Consider the following 16,076-nt stretch of genomic DNA (forward strand, 5'->3'; position numbering starts at 1 on the left):
GAATCTGTCCTTGAATCTGTGTTCGCGTGAAAGGCAGGGCGCTTACTTGGCGGCCACTGCGGCGGCAGGAGCAGCAGGCGCGCTGGCGGCGGGCGTTTCCTTGGCGCTACGGGCATAGATCTCGCCCAGAGCACGTTGGTACTCGGTTGGGAACACCTTGACAAACTTGGCGCGGGCATCGGCCCAGTTGTCAAGCAGGTCGCGGGCGCGTTGCGATCCCGTCCAGCGGCTGTGGGCTTCGACCAAATTGCGCAGCAGTTGGTCATCGCTTTGGCCCTTGTGCCAGATGCCGGGGCTGACGCTAGCGACAAACTCGTCGTGGGGCAGCACTTTTTCTAGCTTGACCGAGGCTTTGTTGCAGCGCTGGGCAAATTGGCCGTCTTCGTCATAGACGTAAGCGATACCACCGCTCATACCCGCAGCAAAGTTGCGGCCTGTTTTGCCCAGCACCACTGCCGTGCCACCCGTCATGTATTCGCAGCCGTGGTCGCCCACGCCTTCGACCACCGCTGTGGCACCCGACAGGCGCACCGCAAAGCGTTCACCGGCTACGCCGCTGAAGAAGGCTTCACCGGTGGTGGCACCAAACATCACGGTGTTACCGACGATGGTGTTGCGCACCGCTTCGCCACGGAACTCGTGGCTGGGGCGTACCACCAAGCGGCCACCAGAGAGGCCCTTGCCGGTGTAGTCGTTGGCTTCGCCGGTCAGGTTGAGCGTGATGCCTTGGCACAGGAACGCACCAAAGGATTGGCCGCCCGTGCCTTCAAAGTGGATGCGGATGGTGTCATCGGGCAGACCTTCAGGGTGTACCTTGGTCACAGCACCAGAGAGCATGGCACCGACGGAGCGATTCACGTTGCGCGCCACTTCCATGATGCGCACCGGCTCACCCTGCTCAATAGCGGGCTTGCAGCGTTCGATCAGCTTGACGTCGAGGGCCTTCTCCAGCAAGTGGTCTTGCTTGGTGGTGTGGTAACGGGGCACGTCGGCAGGCACGGTAGGCTCGGCAAACAGACGCGAGAAGTCGAGGCCCTGTGCCTTCCAGTGTTCCACGCCCTTGCGGGTGTCGAGCAAATCGACGCGGCCAATCAGATCGTCAAACTTGCGGATACCCAGTTGGGCCATGAGCTGGCGCACTTCTTCGGCAATAAAGAAGAAGTAGTTGACGACATGCTCTGGCTTGCCGGTAAACTTTTTGCGCAGCACCGGGTCTTGCGTGGCCACACCCACCGGGCAGGTGTTGAGGTGGCACTTGCGCATCATGATGCAGCCCTCGACCACCAACGGTGCGGTGGCAAAGCCAAATTCATCGGCACCCAGCAGGGCACCGATCACCACGTCGCGGCCAGTCTTCATTTGGCCGTCGGCTTGCACGCGGATGCGGCTGCGCAGACGGTTGAGCACCAAGGTTTGTTGGGTTTCAGCCAAACCGATTTCCCACGGGCCACCGGCGTGCTTGATGGACGACCAAGGCGAGGCACCAGTGCCACCGTCGTGGCCGGCAATGACGACGTGGTCGCTCTTGCACTTGGCTACACCCGCAGCCACCGTGCCCACGCCCACTTCGGACACCAGCTTGACCGAGATGTCGGCGTGCGGGGCCACGTTCTTCAGATCGTGGATCAGCTGGGCCAAATCCTCAATCGAGTAGATGTCGTGGTGCGGTGGGGGCGAAATCAAACCAACGCCGGGTACCGAGTGGCGCAAGAAGCCGATGTAGTCAGACACCTTGCCACCGGGCAACTGGCCGCCTTCACCGGGCTTGGCCCCTTGGGCCATCTTGATCTGCACTTGGTCAGACGAAGACAGGTACTCTGCCGTGACGCCAAAACGCCCCGAAGCCACTTGCTTGATTTTGGAGCGCAGGCTGTCACCAGCTTGCAGTTGGATGTCGGACTCGACCTTGTCGGCACCGATGATGGAAGCCAAGGTTTCGCCTTGCTGGATCGGGATGCCCTTGAGCTCATTGCGGTAGCGCTTGGGGTCTTCACCGCCTTCGCCGGTGTTGCTCTTGGCACCAATGCGGTTCATGGCCACAGCCAAGGTAGCATGGGCTTCGGTAGAAATCGAACCCAGCGACATCGCGCCGGTAGCAAAGCGCTTGACGATTTCGGTGGCCGGTTCCACTTCTTCCACCGCAATTGCTTTGGCCGGATCGCACTTGAACTCGAACAGGCCGCGCAGCGTCATGTGGCGCTTGGTCTGGTCATTGATGAGTTGTGCGTACTCTTTGTAGGTGCTGAAGTTGCCGGAACGGGTGGAGTGTTGCAATTTGGCAATCGCATCGGGTGTCCACATGTGCTCTTCGCCACGGGCGCGCCAAGCGTATTCACCGCCAGCGTCGAGCATGTTAGCCAACACCGGATCATCACCAAAGGCGGCGCGGTGTGTGCGAATGGCTTCTTCGGCAATCTCAAAGATGCCAATGCCTTCGACGCGGCTGGCGGTGCCAGTGAAGTATTTGTCTACGGTCTCGCTGTTGACGCCCACGGCTTCAAACAGTTGCGCGCCGCAGTAAGACATGTAGGTGCTCACGCCCATCTTGGACATGATCTTGGACAGGCCCTTGCCAATCGCCTTGACGTAGTTGTAGATGGCCTTGTCTGCCGACAGATCGCCACCCAACTCTTGGTGCAGCTCGGCCAGCGTTTCCATCGCCAGATAGGGATGGACGGCTTCAGCGCCATAACCAGCCAGCACAGCAAAGTGATGCACTTCACGCGCGGTGCCGGTTTCTACCACCAAGCCAGCGCTGGTGCGCAGGCCAGCACGCACCAAGTGTTGGTGGATGGCCGACAGGGCCAGCAGGGCTGGAATAGCCACTTGCGTCGCCGAGAGCTTGCGGTCGCTGATGATGAGGATGTTGGCACCGCCCTTGATCTCATCGACGGCCTGCGCGCACAACGAGGCCAACTTAGCTTCTACGCCTTGCTTGCCCCAGTCCAGCGGGTAAGTGATGTCGATGGTGGCGCTCTTGAACTTACCGTGCGTGTATTTTTCGATATCGCGCAGCTTGGCCATGCCTGCAAAGTCCAGCACCGGCTGGCTCACTTCGAGGCGCATCGGTGGGTTGACTTGGTTGATGTCCAGCAGGTTGGGCTTGGGGCCAATAAAGCTGTTGAGCGACATGACGATGGCCTCGCGGATCGGATCGATCGGCGGGTTCGTCACTTGCGCGAACATCTGGCGGAAGTAGTTGTACAGCGGCTTGTTTTTGTCCGACAACACCGCCAACGGGCTATCGTTGCCCATCGAGCCGGTGGCTTCTTCGCCGTTCTGGGCCATGGGGGCCAGCAAGAACTTGATGTCTTCTTGGGTAAAGCCAAAGGCTTGCTGGCGATCCAGCAGAGCCAGCTCGGAGGCGGCGGGCTGCACGTCAGCGGAGGCCTCTAAGGCGTCGAGCTTGATGCGCAGGTTCTCAATCCACTGCTTGTAGGGCTTGGTGTTGACGATGTTGGCTTTGAGCTCATCGTCTTCAATCAGGCGGCCTTGCTCCAAGTCGATCAGCAGCATTTTGCCCGGTTGCAAGCGCCACTTGCGCACGATTTTGCTGTCGGGCACTGGCAGCACGCCCGCTTCAGAGCCCAAGATGACCAAATCATCGTCGGTGATGCAGAAACGCGAGGGGCGCAGGCCGTTGCGGTCTAGCGTGGCACCAATTTGGCGGCCATCGGTAAAGACGATGGAGGCTGGGCCGTCCCAAGGCTCCATCATGGCAGCGTGGTATTCATAGAAGGCGCGGCGGCGCTCATCCATAGACTCATGCTGTTCCCAGGGTTCGGGAATCATCATCATCACCGCTTGGCTGATGGGGTAGCCCGCCATAGTCAGCAGTTCGAGGCAGTTGTCGAAGGTGGCGGTGTCGGACTGACCGGCAAAGCTGATGGGATAGAGCTTTTTCAGGTCTTCGGCCAGCACGGGCGAGGCCATCACGCCTTCGCGGGCCAGCATCCAGTTGTAGTTGCCGCGCACGGTGTTGATTTCACCGTTGTGGGCCACATAGCGGTAGGGGTGGGCCAGCGGCCACTCAGGGAAGGTGTTGGTAGAAAAGCGCTGGTGAACCAACCCAATGGCCGAGACGCAACGCTCGTCGGCCAAATCTTTGTAATACACGCCCACTTGGTCGGCCAGCAGCAGGCCCTTATAGACCACGGTGCGGCTGCTCATGCTCGGAACGTAGTATTCCTTGCTGTGTTGCAATTGCAGGGCTTGGATGGCAGCGCTGGCCGTTTTCCGGATGACAAACAGCTTGCGCTCTAACGCGTCTTGAACGATGACGTCATTGCCCCGGCCAATAAAGATTTGGCGCAGCAGCGGTTCTTTTTCGCGCACGGTGGGGGACATGGGCATGTCCAAGTTGACCGGCACATCGCGCCAACCCAGCAACACTTGGCCTTCGGCCTTGATGGCGCGCTCCATCTCCTGCTCGCAGGCCAGACGGCTGGCGTGCTCTTTGGGCAGGAAGATCATGCCCACGCCGTATTCGCCAGCGGGGGGCAGCGTGACGCCTTGCTTGGCCATCTCTTCGCGGTAGAGCTGGTCAGGGATTTGGATCAGTATACCGGCACCATCGCCCATCAATGGGTCGGCACCCACGGCACCCCGGTGGTCAATGTTTTCCAGAATCTTCAGGGCTTGGGTCACGATGTCGTGCCGCTTGATGCCCTTGATATGGGCCACAAAGCCGAGGCCGCAGGCGTCGTGCTCTTGGGCCGATGAGTACAAACCGTGTTGTTGCAGATGCTGGATTTCGGCAGCCGTGGTCATTGGGCGCATTCCTCATTATTTTGGCAGGGGTGTGTAGGGTAGTGCAATGCAGCAAAACCATGCAAGCACTTTAATTGGGGTCAGATTCTAATTATTAAAAAAAAACGACAGTTCTTATTTATTTGGGGACGCATCAAATACCATAGCGTCATTCTATGGTTTCATAAGATTTTGGGCGTTACTTTGTTCCGTCTGCTAAGGTCGGTCTGACCGATAGGCGCGGTCGGCCTGGCTGAGCTTTGGTCACACGACGCGGCGACTTTTTTTGCAATTGCGCCACAAAGTGCTCGCTGCCCAAGGCCCAGCCCTTCAGTGCAGCATCGCTCAGGGCAGCTTGCGTATCAGCATCTAACCCAGCCTGCACCAAGGCACTGTAGGCCGCCTCACGGGCAAACGGGGTATTGCCCAGCAGCCAATACAGAGGATGCGCCGTGACCAGCTTATCTTGGCGCAGTCCTGTGTAATGGTTGTGACTAGACCAAGGCCAATCAGCAGGCTGCGCCAGCATGCCTGCACGCACTGGGTTCAAATCGATATACGCCATACAGGCAAGCAAATACCGTTCCGACTCAATGAGCGTAGCTCGGTAGCGGCCCTCCCACAGGGTGCCACTGCGGCCATGCCGGTGATTAAAGTAGCGCACATAACTGCGGCCCACCGCCTGCATCATTTTGGGTAGTGCCTCGGCAGTGGTGGGCGTAGCCAGCAAGTGAAAATGGTTATCCATCAACACATAGGCATGCAGAGCCACCGCACATTGCCGGGCGCTATCGGCCAGCAAAGCCAACATGCGCTCAAAATCTTGCCGGTCGATAAAGATCGGCTGGCGGTTGTTGCCACGCTGAATGATGTGGTGCGGGTAGTCCGGCAGAGTCAGGCGGGGGAGGCGGGCCATGAGGGAGTCAGAATAATGCGAATCTGACCCCGATTATTCCACCCCAAAGCGGGCTCCCAGACCCTGTTCTAATCCGAACTCTTGCAAAATGGCTCGCAGCCGCTCGGCGGCACTGCGCTTTTTCTGCCCGGTATAGCGGGCAATAATGAGCTCGTTTTTCATGCTGTGCTCCCAGCCTACCAGCTCAGTCACAGTGACTTGGTAGCCACTGGCCTCAAGGTGTAGGCAGCGCAGCACATTGGTGATTTGGCTGCCCAACTCGCGTGTGTGCAGCGGGTGCCGCCACAACTCGGCCAGTGGCGTGCGCGTTAGTTGCAACGCCTTGCCTTGGCGCAAGCAAGCGGCCACCTCGGCCTGACAACAAGGCACTAGCACCATCGCCCGCGCCTTCTTTTGCAGGCCAAAGGCAATGGCATCATCAGTGGCAGTATCGCAAGCGTGCAAGGCCGTGACTATGTCGATACTACGTTCGGGCAGTTCTGCGGCCTCGGTGCTATCAGCCACCGACAGGTTGAGGAACGACATGCGCTCAAAGCCCAGCCGCTGGGCCAACAAACTGGACTTTTCTACCAACTCGGCCCGCCACTCAATACCGTAGATATGGCCGCGCCCCAGCGCCTTGAAATACAAATCGTACAGAATAAAACCCAGATACGACTTGCCCGCGCCATGATCGGCCAGCGTGGGCGCATGGTCGTTCTGCGAAAACTCTTGCAACAGCGGCTCAATAAATTGAAACAGGTGGTAAACCTGTTTGAGTTTGCGCCGCGAATCTTGGTTCAGCTTGCCCTCGCGCGTCAGGATATGCAGCTCTTTGAGCAACTCCACCGACTGGCCGGGCCGCAACTCTTGCAACACCGCCGCCTCGGCGCTGGCTTTGGGGGCAACCACCTGCCGTGGGCTGCGGGCCTGTGGCTTGCTCATGCTTTGTCCTTGTCACTACTAGGCTGGTCGTGCTGCATCGGACAGCGTGCGCCCACATCTAAGGCTTTCCAGCCCTCTGGCCCCAGCTTGCGCAACACTTCCATATTGCGCTCATAAATCATTTCGGCCTCTGGAAAGGCTTCTACCGCTGCATCCAAACTCTCTTCGCGGATCAAATGCAAGGTGGGGTAGGGTGCGCGATTGGTGGCATTGGTGATGTCATCCAGCACTGTGCCATCAAACTGAAACTGTGGATGAAAGCTGGCAATTTGCAAAATTCCGCCCAAATCCAAGACGTCAAGCATCTCGTCGGCCAACTCCAGAAAATCATTGAAGTCTAAAAAATCTTCCATGCAATCCGGCACCATCAGCAGCGTGGTATCGCGCTTCTCAGGCGAGGCTTCGGCCAGCGCTTCCAACTCGCGTTGCAAATCTTGCAACAAGCCACGCCCGTCGGTGGCATGGCTGACGGCATAATGAATTTGCCCTTTGACGTGCACACCCTTAGCAAAGGGGCACAAATTAAGATCAATAACGGCACGCTCTAGCCAGCGCACCATGTCTTGCACCACGATGGCATCACGGGCTACAAGATCAACAGAAGAAACAACAGACTCAGACATAAGCAGCCCTATTAAAGAAAACGGCTAGGCTGCTGCACTAGCAGCTTGGCCAACTCATCCATCAAACCCACCGTCACTTTAGCCGCTGGCCAGAGAGCATCTTTAACACTGAACCCTGATACCGTCACCAGCCGGAACGCCACCATCCCTTGGTCGTGGTTAGGGGTGATGGTGACATAGCCACGCGCCTCGGTTTGGTACTCAAATCGGTAGGCTTGCAAGGTGTTCTTTTCGGGGTGGCGTATATCTTGGCGTTCGTGCGGTACGCTGGCAGCTTGCAAACTGGCTTCCACCCGTTGCAAGTCCGGCGGAAAGTTCACTGTAATCGTGCCACTACGGTTGCCGCCGGGCTTGGGTTGCAGCTTCCAGCCGATGGCAATATAGTCAAACACCTCGCGATCACGCAGTTTTTTCTTGCGCGCATCGGCCCGAAACTCTACCAACTGCATGGCAGGCCAAGCAGTTTTGCCATCCAAAGACAGCACCGGGCCATCGGGCAGCAGCACATTGAGTTGCGGTGCCAATTCTTGCAAATAGCGCCATGCTTCTTTGCAGGCCGATTCGGTGGCTTGGGTGTTTTGTTCCACGCCTTGGATGTGTTGCTCGCGTTGGCTTTGCACCGCGCTGGCTTGCGATTTCAATTGGCTTAAAAAGCTCATGGCAGTTATTTTCTACATGGGTTTATCTTCAGCACCGCCAGCACCTTTAGGCACAGCAGGCGTCAATCACTTCACGTACCAAGATATCGGGCGCAGCACGCATCACCGCTTGGCCCGGCCCGTCGATCAGCACAAAGCGGATTTCACCGCCTTCGGCTTTTTTATCGACACGCATCCACTCCAAATAGCGTCCGGCATTGTCCGACGCATCCAGCACCGGGCCGCGCACAGGCAGGCCAGCGCGTTGTACCAAAGCCGTGAGGCGCGCAACAAAGGCGGTATCCACCAGCCCCAAACGGCAGGACAGTTCTGCTGCCATCACCATGCCTGCACCCACGGCTTCGCCATGGAGCCAAGCGCCATAGCCCATACCGGCCTCTATCGCATGACCAAAGGTGTGACCAAAATTAAGAATAGCGCGCAGGCCCGATTCGCGCTCATCTTGGCCCACCACCCAAGCCTTGATCTCGCAACTGCGACGCACAGCATAGGCCAGCGCCTCAACATCACGGGCTAACAGGGCGTCGATATGGGTTTCTAGCCAGTCCATAAAAGCCATATCGGCAATCGGGCCGTATTTGATAACTTCCGCCAGACCGGCGCTCAATTCACGCACAGGCAGGGTATTGAGCGTAGCCAAATCACACAGCACCAAGCGGGGCTGGTAAAAGGCACCAATCATGTTTTTGCCCAGCGGGTGGTTGATAGCCGTTTTACCGCCCACCGAAGAATCGACTTGGGCCAGCAGCGTCGTAGGCACCTGCACAAACGGCACGCCGCGCATATAGCTGGCCGCAGCAAAGCCGGTCATGTCACCCACCACGCCGCCGCCCAAGGCAAATAGCACCGTTTTGCGGTCACAACCGTGGCCGAGCAGGGCATCAAAAATCAGGTTGAGTGTTTCCCACGTTTTGTATTCTTCGCCATCGGGCAAAGTGACCAAGTAGACGTTGGCATAACGCTGCTGCAATACGGCGTGCAAGCGCTGTGCATACAGCGGTGCCACGGTGGTGTTGCTCACAATCAGGGCACTGGCAGCAGCAGGGAGATCGGCATAAAAAGCCGGTTCGTCGAGCAGACCGGTACCGATGGCAATGGCGTAGCTGCGCTCGTCCAGTGCAATAGACACCTGCTGCACCGCAGCGCTGGCATGGGAAGAAGAAAAGGAGGGAGTGGGGTTGACGGCTTCTTGCATGGTCTGCAAGTGTAGGCCAGAGTGGCCTCAATGGCACCCCACCACCCCTGCCATATTGGCCTTGGGCCTCAGTCTGCCGTGGAAACGTGAGGGGCTTCTTCAAGCAGACAAGGAGCATCGGGCACCTGGTGGCCCGCCAACTCTAGCTGCATGGTAATCATGTTCACCAGCGTGGTAACAGAAGGCCGACCTGTTTCGACAACGTAATGCGCCGTCTCACGGTACAGCGGGTCACGCTGCACATAGAGGCTACGCAATTGTTCCAGCGGGTTAGCCACTTGCAACAAAGGCCGGGTTTTGTCGTAGCGGATACGGCGGAAGATCTCTTCAGGCGATGAGCGCAAATAGATCACCGTACCCCGCTGGTGCAGATGTTGCCGGTTGGCAGGGCGCAAGACAGCACCACCACCGGTAGAGAGCACTGCTGCCTCAGGTGCGGCAGACAGCTCATTGAGCACCGACTCCTCTAAGTCACGGAAACTTGCCTCGCCCTCGCGGTCAAAGAAAGCCCGAATCGAGCAGCCAATACGCTGCTCAATCACCTGATCGGAGTCGATGAATACCACCCCCAACCGCCGGGCGAGTTGTCGCCCAACGGTGGATTTGCCGGAGCCGGGCAAGCCGATCAAAGTGATCCGCATGACAAGCCTGAAGCCAGAGCTAGGAACATTCCAAGGCTCCAAGCATCACGGGGTAACCGTGACTGTAATGGTGTTGGTGGCACCTGCTGCATCACGCACTGTCACTGTGGCATTACCAGCCACTAAACCTGTGATGCTCAAGCCAGCCTGACTAGACAATACTGCTGTGGCAACCGCCGTATTGGACGATGTTACCGTGTAAGGCAACGCCCCCCCCCGGATGGAGAAAGTGCGTGAACTACCCACCAAAATGGAAGTGGCTGCACCAGCAGTAGTAGACAAATCTAAGCCTTGTGGGCAGGTTCCAGGCATACCCGAACCGTTATCACGGATGGTCATGGTACTGGTAGCAAACGCGCCGCCAGAATCTACGACCGTCAGGATAACATCAAAAGAGCCGCGAGGAATATATTTTGGAGGATCGCTATTGTCAACGGGGTTAATACAGCGATTACCTCGCGTTCCCAAACCCACAGTAAAGGTGTCAGCATTTACTGATACGCTAGAGAGCGTCAAATCACTGGTCAAAGCCCGATAAGGCCCTGTGCCACCAAATACTGTTAAGGTGATAGGGGCTAAAGAGTCCTCGCCCACCTCAAATGCACTGGGAGCAAAACGCAGTGAAGCCGATTGTGCCTGATTGGCGGTAACAACAATATTCAACGTTTGACCACGTGCATCCGTCACTACCAAAGTGGCCTGCCCGGCACCGCGCAATGCAGCTGCCACCGTATTAGCGTTCACTGTAGCTGTGGCAATACTGGGGTTAGAAACCACCACTGTATAAGGAGCTGTACCATTTTGCAACACAAAGAGCAAAGTTTCTTGCACTGATCCAGTCGCAGAGGCTGGTGATGCCGTCATTGGACTCACAGGGGCTGTTGCTGCAGTGACTGTGACGTTAATGCTAACTGTGCGACTTGCATCAGCTTGGTCACGCACCGTAATGGTCGTAGCGCCAGCGGTGGCGCCTGCAGTGATAGTCAACTTGTTGCCTGTGAGGGCAGCGGTTGCCACTGCCGAATTATTGGTGGCAAAGTCAAACCGGCCAGAGCCACCACTGAGCAATACATCGGACGAAGCGCCAGTCTGAATTGACAGGCTACTTGGTGATGCATCCAAGACCCCAACAGTTCCAGTTGACACAGTGATATTAATCGCAACAACACGAGTTGCATCGATCTTATCCCGCACAGTCACTGTTGCTGTACCTACGGTATTACCCCCTGTGACACGCAAAGTCCGACCCGTCAGAACAGCAGTGGCTACTTGGGTATTGCTGACAGCTAGCTCAAAATCTCCAGAGCCACCACTGATGAACACATCAGCTGCTGCACCCGATGGAACCGTCAATGCTGCTGGCGATGCACTTAACACAGATACACCACTAGCCGTTACGGTAACGGTCAAGTTGGTAGTGCGGGTTGGATCAGCCTGATCGCGAATCGTCACAGTAGCCGTACCCAAGGTGGTACCACCAGTAACACGTAAAGTTCGGCCACTCAAGACAGCTGTGACCATCTGGTTATTACTCACAGCCAGATCAAAATTACCAGAACCACCACTGATCAGCACATCAGCTGCTGCACCAGAGTTGAGGTTCAAAGTCTGGGGCGACGTAGTGATATTAGCAACAGCATCTGCCAGCACTTTTACAGGTAAGCTCAATACCTTAGAGATGTCTGATTGATCACGAATCGTAATAACTGCATTACCCGCAGTCGTACCACCGGTGACGATAACCACACCACCAGACGCAATAGCCGTGGCAACACGGGCGTTGTCAGAAGCCACAACATAATTGCCTGAACCACCGCTCAGAGTCAGTTGCTTGGTTTCACCAATACGCAGTTCAGTACTTGATGGCAACACAGAGAAATTGCTGCAACTGCCGTTATCTTGAATAGTTACAGTGGCGGTAGCAGTAGAGCGTTCTGCATCCACGACTGTTAACGTGACAGGTGTATTACCATTGACACAACGGCTACCACGGGTACCAGTATCTAGAGTGATGGTGCTGCGATTCATGCAGCCTGACGATGTGGGCTGCAAGAAAGTTGGGTCAGAGGTGAACACACAAGTGGCACCTTTAGCACCAAAGATGGTGAACTGAATTGGCTGATTGTCATTTTCTGACACTGTTACTATGCTAGGTGACAGGCGAATCGATGTGGTTACGGTGTTGATCGTTACTTTCACCTTGACAGTTTTTCCCGCAGCATCTATCACTGAAATATCTAGCTCAGAAGCCAGCGATCCTTGGATATGCAGTTCATCTCCTTGAATAGTGGCAGTAATAGCGGCTGGAATACCACCAGCAACCCGATAAGGGGGTTGACCACCAGATATTTTGGCAATAGCCTCCATGCCCACAGGCATAACCAAATCGGTAGGAGAAATTCGCAACTCGGGTGAACCCACAGTCAAGCTCACAGAAAGTTCTTGACCATCCGCATCACGAATTTTGACGGTGGTAGCGCCAATGGCCACACCAGTGACTTTCCACTGGGTAATGTCAAGCATTTGAACCAAAGCCACGTTGTTATCGCTACCTTCAATGACGTAAGGAGCCCTCCCACCACCAATCGTGAATATTCGGGCTGCGTTGGCACCGACACCGATAGTCAAACTTCCGGGGGCAGTGGTATACAAAGGAACGCTAGAGCCTACTTGGACACCCACTGTTACAGAAGCACCACTGTAATCCAAAACACTGATATTGGTGCTGCCAGCAACTACTGCACCGATGGTCAGCGTATTGCCATTGACTTGACCTATAGCAATCGCCTGATTACCATTGCTAACACGGTAGGGAGGCATACCTCCGCTAATTTGATAGTCGCGAGCCACACCAACTGGGAGAGTCAATGCGGTTCCCGCGGTGGTCACCAACCTAGCTTGGTTAGGATTGACGCCAGTGGCTTCGCCCCCGCCGCCACAAGCAGCTAATGCTGCAACCAGCATCAGCATCAAAATTCTGAATATATATTGCATTTTTTATCCTATCAATGATAAATTTTTAACGCTGCGCCGGACGCTCAGTGATAATTTTTGGTGTAATAAAAACCAGCATTTCCCGCTTTTCCGATGTTTTTGTTTTGTTTTTAAACAAATTTCCGACCACAGGCACATCACCCAAGAACGGAACTTTGTTTTCTTGGTTAGCCTCTTCCATTTCAAAGATGCCGCCAATCACAATTGTGCCGCCATTTTCAATTAATACTTGAGTTTTAATATGTTTGGTATCGATGGCTACGCCTTGAACGGTGGTTTCACCACGGGTATCTTTATTGACATCCAGATCCAGGATAATGTTGCCTTCGGGGGTTATTTGGGGTGTAACTTCTAGTTTGAGCACTGCCTTTTTGAAGGCAATAGTGGTAGCTCCATTAGGAGCCGTGACCGAGTAGGGGTATTCAGTACCTTGCTCAATCCATGCCTTCACCTGATCTGCAGTAATTAAGCGCGGACTAGAGATCACTTTACCTTGATTGTCTGCCTCCATGGCAGATATCTCCAAATCCAAAAACCGATTGGCAGCAGGATTAAAAATAGATAAGGCAAAACTCGCTACTGAACTCACATTCGACAGACTTGCTGGCAAGTTGATAAATGGTGTGTTGGTAACCCCACTGGCAGAACCATTGCTGCCGCTAAGATTAGCATAAGAAGATCCAAAAACAATCCGATTATCACCGCCAATACTGTAACCGCCCAAACCACCCCGGGTAGCACGCATATCTGAGCCACCTAACTTCACACCCAGTGAGCGACCAAAGCTATCACGAGCCTCCACAATACGGGCCTCAATCAACACTTGGCGCACCGCCACATCCAAGCTGGCAATCAGTTTGCGTACTTCTTCTAACTTACCTGAGGTGTCCGAGACAAAAATTTGGTTAGTGCGTGGCTCAGAAATTGCACTGCCGCGCTCAGACAAAAATCGCGTGGAATTGCCACCAGCACCACCTCCAGTGCCCGCTTTGGTCAACTGCTCAACGATAGCATCGGCTTTAGCATAGTTGAGCTGAAAGGCTTGGGTGCGCAGCGGCTCTAGTTTTTGAATTGCGAGAGCGGCCTCGTAATCTTTTTTCGTGCGGTCATCAATTTCATCTTTGGGAGCAATCCACAGCACATTGCCATTTTTACGCTGACCCAAGCCCTTGGCCTCCATAATGATTTGCAAGGCTTGATCCCAAGGCACATCCTTGAGCCGTAGAGTCATGGAACCATTGACCGTATCGGAGGTAACAATGTTGATATTAGTAAAATCGGCAAATACCCCTAGCAGGGCGCGCAGGTCGATATTCTGGAAATTGAGTGACAGTTTCTCGTTGCTGTAGCCCGGCCCTGGTGAGAGCTTACTCAAATCAATCTTTTTCTGCCGCACCTCTACGACAAATTGGTTGTCACTTTGGTAAGCACTGTGCTCCCACTCACCATTGGACTCAATGGTTATACGTACGCGGTCACCTTGCTGGGTAGCATTTATCAGTTGTACCGGTGTAGCAAAGTCAGCCACATCCAAGCGGCGACGCAAACCTTCGGGCAAGGATGAGTGCAAAAAATCGATACTCAGGCCCTTACCTTGCTGACGCAAATCAACGCCCACTTGGTTATTGGGCAAACTAACAATAATCCGCCCTGCACCATCGGGGCCGCGTCGAAAATCTACATCTTTGATCGGCAGAGTGCTAGTATTTTGATCCTCAGCAAAGGTGGTTTTTTGTATCGCCGGGGCCACACTAGCGGCATTAGCGGCAGGCTCCAGAATAAGCAACAACGATTTGCCTTGCAACTCTGTGCGGTAGGCAGTGGCTTGCTTAAGATTGAGCACCACCCGTGAACGCCCTTGCGCCTGCACCACATTAACCGATTTGAGGTTACCTTGGTTGATGTTGATCAGATTGTTGCCCAAGCCATTCATGGTTTCTGGAAAATCTAAGGCAATGCGTGCTGGCGACTGTGTGGCAAAACCATGAGGTAAGGCAGATAGCGGTTCGGTTAGGTCAATGCGCAGTACCTCGGTGCCCCCTTGGATAGAACCGGTGACTCCCTGAATAACTCCTTGTGCCAAAGCTACGGTCGAAACCAAGGCTGCAACAGCAACAGCCATGGTGCGGCGGAATGTCCCTATCATGGCCAGATTCTTCTGTTTCATTTTTTTGCTCCCTCTTGCAATTCCAGCGATGCAGCGCGCTCTACCCAGTCTCCAGTAGCATCCTGGACAATTTCTCGCAGTTGAATGGCCGTTTCAGTGATAGCGGTAATACGTCCGTAGTTTTGCCCTAAGTATTGGCCCACCTGCACTTGGTACAAGAGGTTGTCCACCCGCAGCAACGCAGTGGGTTTTCCCACCTTGTTGAGGCTGCCCACCATGGCCATAGTGTCTAACGGAAAAGCTTCTAGCGGCTCTTTGCGCCGTGCCAGTTCAGGGGCAATCAACCCAGCATTAGCTGTAACTTGCGCCGAATCGCGCCGCAGGGCCTGCACCAGTTTGAGCTTATCAAATGGCTCAATGCTAGCCTCAGCAGTGTAGGGCATGGGCTGGAACTGCTTAGGCTCGGACAGGGGGATGACTTTGGGTTTGGTTTGGGCGCGCTCTTGGGCCATCCAGTCACGCAGCTCTTGTTCCCCTGACGATTCACAACCAAGCAGCGGCAAGGCACAGCAGACCAACATCAGCACGCGCTTCATTTCTTCTTCCCTTCGGTGGCCTTGCGCTGTGCCTGCACTTCTTCAGGATCGAGGTAGCGGTAGGTGCGGGCTGTAGCATCCATGCTCAGGTTGGCACCATCTTTGGCATTGGGGGCAATGGCAATACTATCCATAGTGACGATACGCGAAAGGTGGGCCACATCAGCAGCAAAGGCACCCATATCGTGGTATTTACCCGTAACGCGCACGGCAATGGGCAGTTCGGCATAGTAGTCGCGTGCCACCACTTGGCCGGGGCGAAACAGCTCAAACTGCAAACTGCGACCTAGACCTGCTTGGTTGATGTCAGACAGCAGCGCGGCCATCTCAGCCTTGCTGGGCAATTGCTTTTCTAACTGAATCACGTATTGTTGAATTTGCTCGCGTTGCTTCTTTAGGGCATCTAAGCTCACAGCCTTGAGCAGCTTTTTTTGGTAATCTTGGCGCAGGGTTTCTTCTTGGTTGCGGGCCGTTTGCAACTCGGTTTCATAGTCCACCAGTACGGTCAACCACAAGGCGGCCGCCACACCCACAGCAATCAAGATACACAGCAAGATGCGCGGCAGCACCGGCCACAGCGACGGGTCTTTAGTATCGAGATTGGTAAACTGGCGCTGTACCTTTTGTTGCAACGCAACAAAGTCGATTTTAGGAATCTGCTTTTTGGGCATG

At 55.1% G+C, this 16,076-nt stretch carries 11 protein-coding genes; all 11 read right to left on the minus strand.

Annotated features, from left to right (window positions below; all coding sequences use genetic code 11):
* Positions 1 to 42: 42 nt before the first annotated feature.
* The 11 genes from BMX55_RS06305 to BMX55_RS06355 all read right to left on the minus strand — a co-directional run bounded on the left by BMX55_RS06305 (position 43) and on the right by BMX55_RS06355 (position 16,075).
* Complete coding sequence (locus BMX55_RS06305; RefSeq protein WP_091454931.1) at positions 43 to 4,770, minus strand: glutamate synthase-related protein; 4,728 nt, start codon at positions 4,768 to 4,770, stop codon at positions 43 to 45.
* Between the two features lie 178 nt (positions 4,771 to 4,948).
* On the minus strand, positions 4,949 to 5,665 hold the full coding sequence (locus tag BMX55_RS06310) for a transposase (RefSeq protein WP_091454443.1): 717 nt from the start codon (positions 5,663 to 5,665) through the stop codon (positions 4,949 to 4,951).
* 33 nt (positions 5,666 to 5,698) lie between these two features.
* Positions 5,699 to 6,589: a class I SAM-dependent methyltransferase gene (locus BMX55_RS06315; RefSeq protein ID WP_091454448.1), complete on the minus strand. Its 891-nt coding sequence runs from the start codon at positions 6,587 to 6,589 to the stop codon at positions 5,699 to 5,701.
* Positions 6,586 to 7,212, minus strand: a complete 627-nt coding sequence (locus tag BMX55_RS06320; RefSeq protein WP_091454454.1) for a DUF1415 domain-containing protein — start codon at positions 7,210 to 7,212, stop codon at positions 6,586 to 6,588. The genes BMX55_RS06315 and BMX55_RS06320 overlap by 4 nt, the downstream gene beginning before the upstream one ends.
* An 11-nt stretch (positions 7,213 to 7,223) precedes the next feature.
* Positions 7,224 to 7,871 (minus strand): hypothetical protein, encoded by a 648-nt coding sequence (locus BMX55_RS06325; RefSeq protein WP_091454457.1) that lies wholly within the window; start codon positions 7,869 to 7,871, stop codon positions 7,224 to 7,226.
* Between the two features lie 46 nt (positions 7,872 to 7,917).
* Positions 7,918 to 9,066 (minus strand): 3-dehydroquinate synthase, encoded by a 1,149-nt coding sequence (gene aroB / locus BMX55_RS06330; RefSeq protein WP_091454460.1) that lies wholly within the window; start codon positions 9,064 to 9,066, stop codon positions 7,918 to 7,920.
* A 68-nt stretch (positions 9,067 to 9,134) separates the two neighbouring features.
* Positions 9,135 to 9,707: a shikimate kinase gene (locus tag BMX55_RS06335; RefSeq protein WP_091454462.1), complete on the minus strand. Its 573-nt coding sequence runs from the start codon at positions 9,705 to 9,707 to the stop codon at positions 9,135 to 9,137.
* 45 nt (positions 9,708 to 9,752) lie between these two features.
* Positions 9,753 to 12,701, minus strand: coding sequence for a beta strand repeat-containing protein (locus BMX55_RS06340; protein ID WP_143059583.1), 2,949 nt, complete (start codon positions 12,699 to 12,701; stop codon positions 9,753 to 9,755).
* A gap of 25 nt (positions 12,702 to 12,726) precedes the next feature.
* Positions 12,727 to 14,868, minus strand: a complete 2,142-nt coding sequence (locus tag BMX55_RS06345) for a type IV pilus secretin PilQ (RefSeq protein ID WP_091454467.1) — start codon at positions 14,866 to 14,868, stop codon at positions 12,727 to 12,729.
* Complete coding sequence (locus tag BMX55_RS06350; RefSeq protein WP_091454471.1) at positions 14,865 to 15,404, minus strand: pilus assembly protein PilP; 540 nt, start codon at positions 15,402 to 15,404, stop codon at positions 14,865 to 14,867. Before BMX55_RS06350 ends, BMX55_RS06345 begins: the two co-directional genes overlap by 4 nt.
* Positions 15,401 to 16,075, minus strand: coding sequence for a type IV pilus inner membrane component PilO (locus BMX55_RS06355; RefSeq protein ID WP_091454474.1), 675 nt, complete (start codon positions 16,073 to 16,075; stop codon positions 15,401 to 15,403). Before BMX55_RS06355 ends, BMX55_RS06350 begins: the two co-directional genes overlap by 4 nt.
* Position 16,076 lies beyond the last annotated feature (1 nt).

Origin of the sequence: Giesbergeria anulus (assembly GCF_900111115.1) — a bacterium.
GTDB lineage: Bacteria > Pseudomonadota > Gammaproteobacteria > Burkholderiales > Burkholderiaceae_C > Simplicispira > Simplicispira anulus.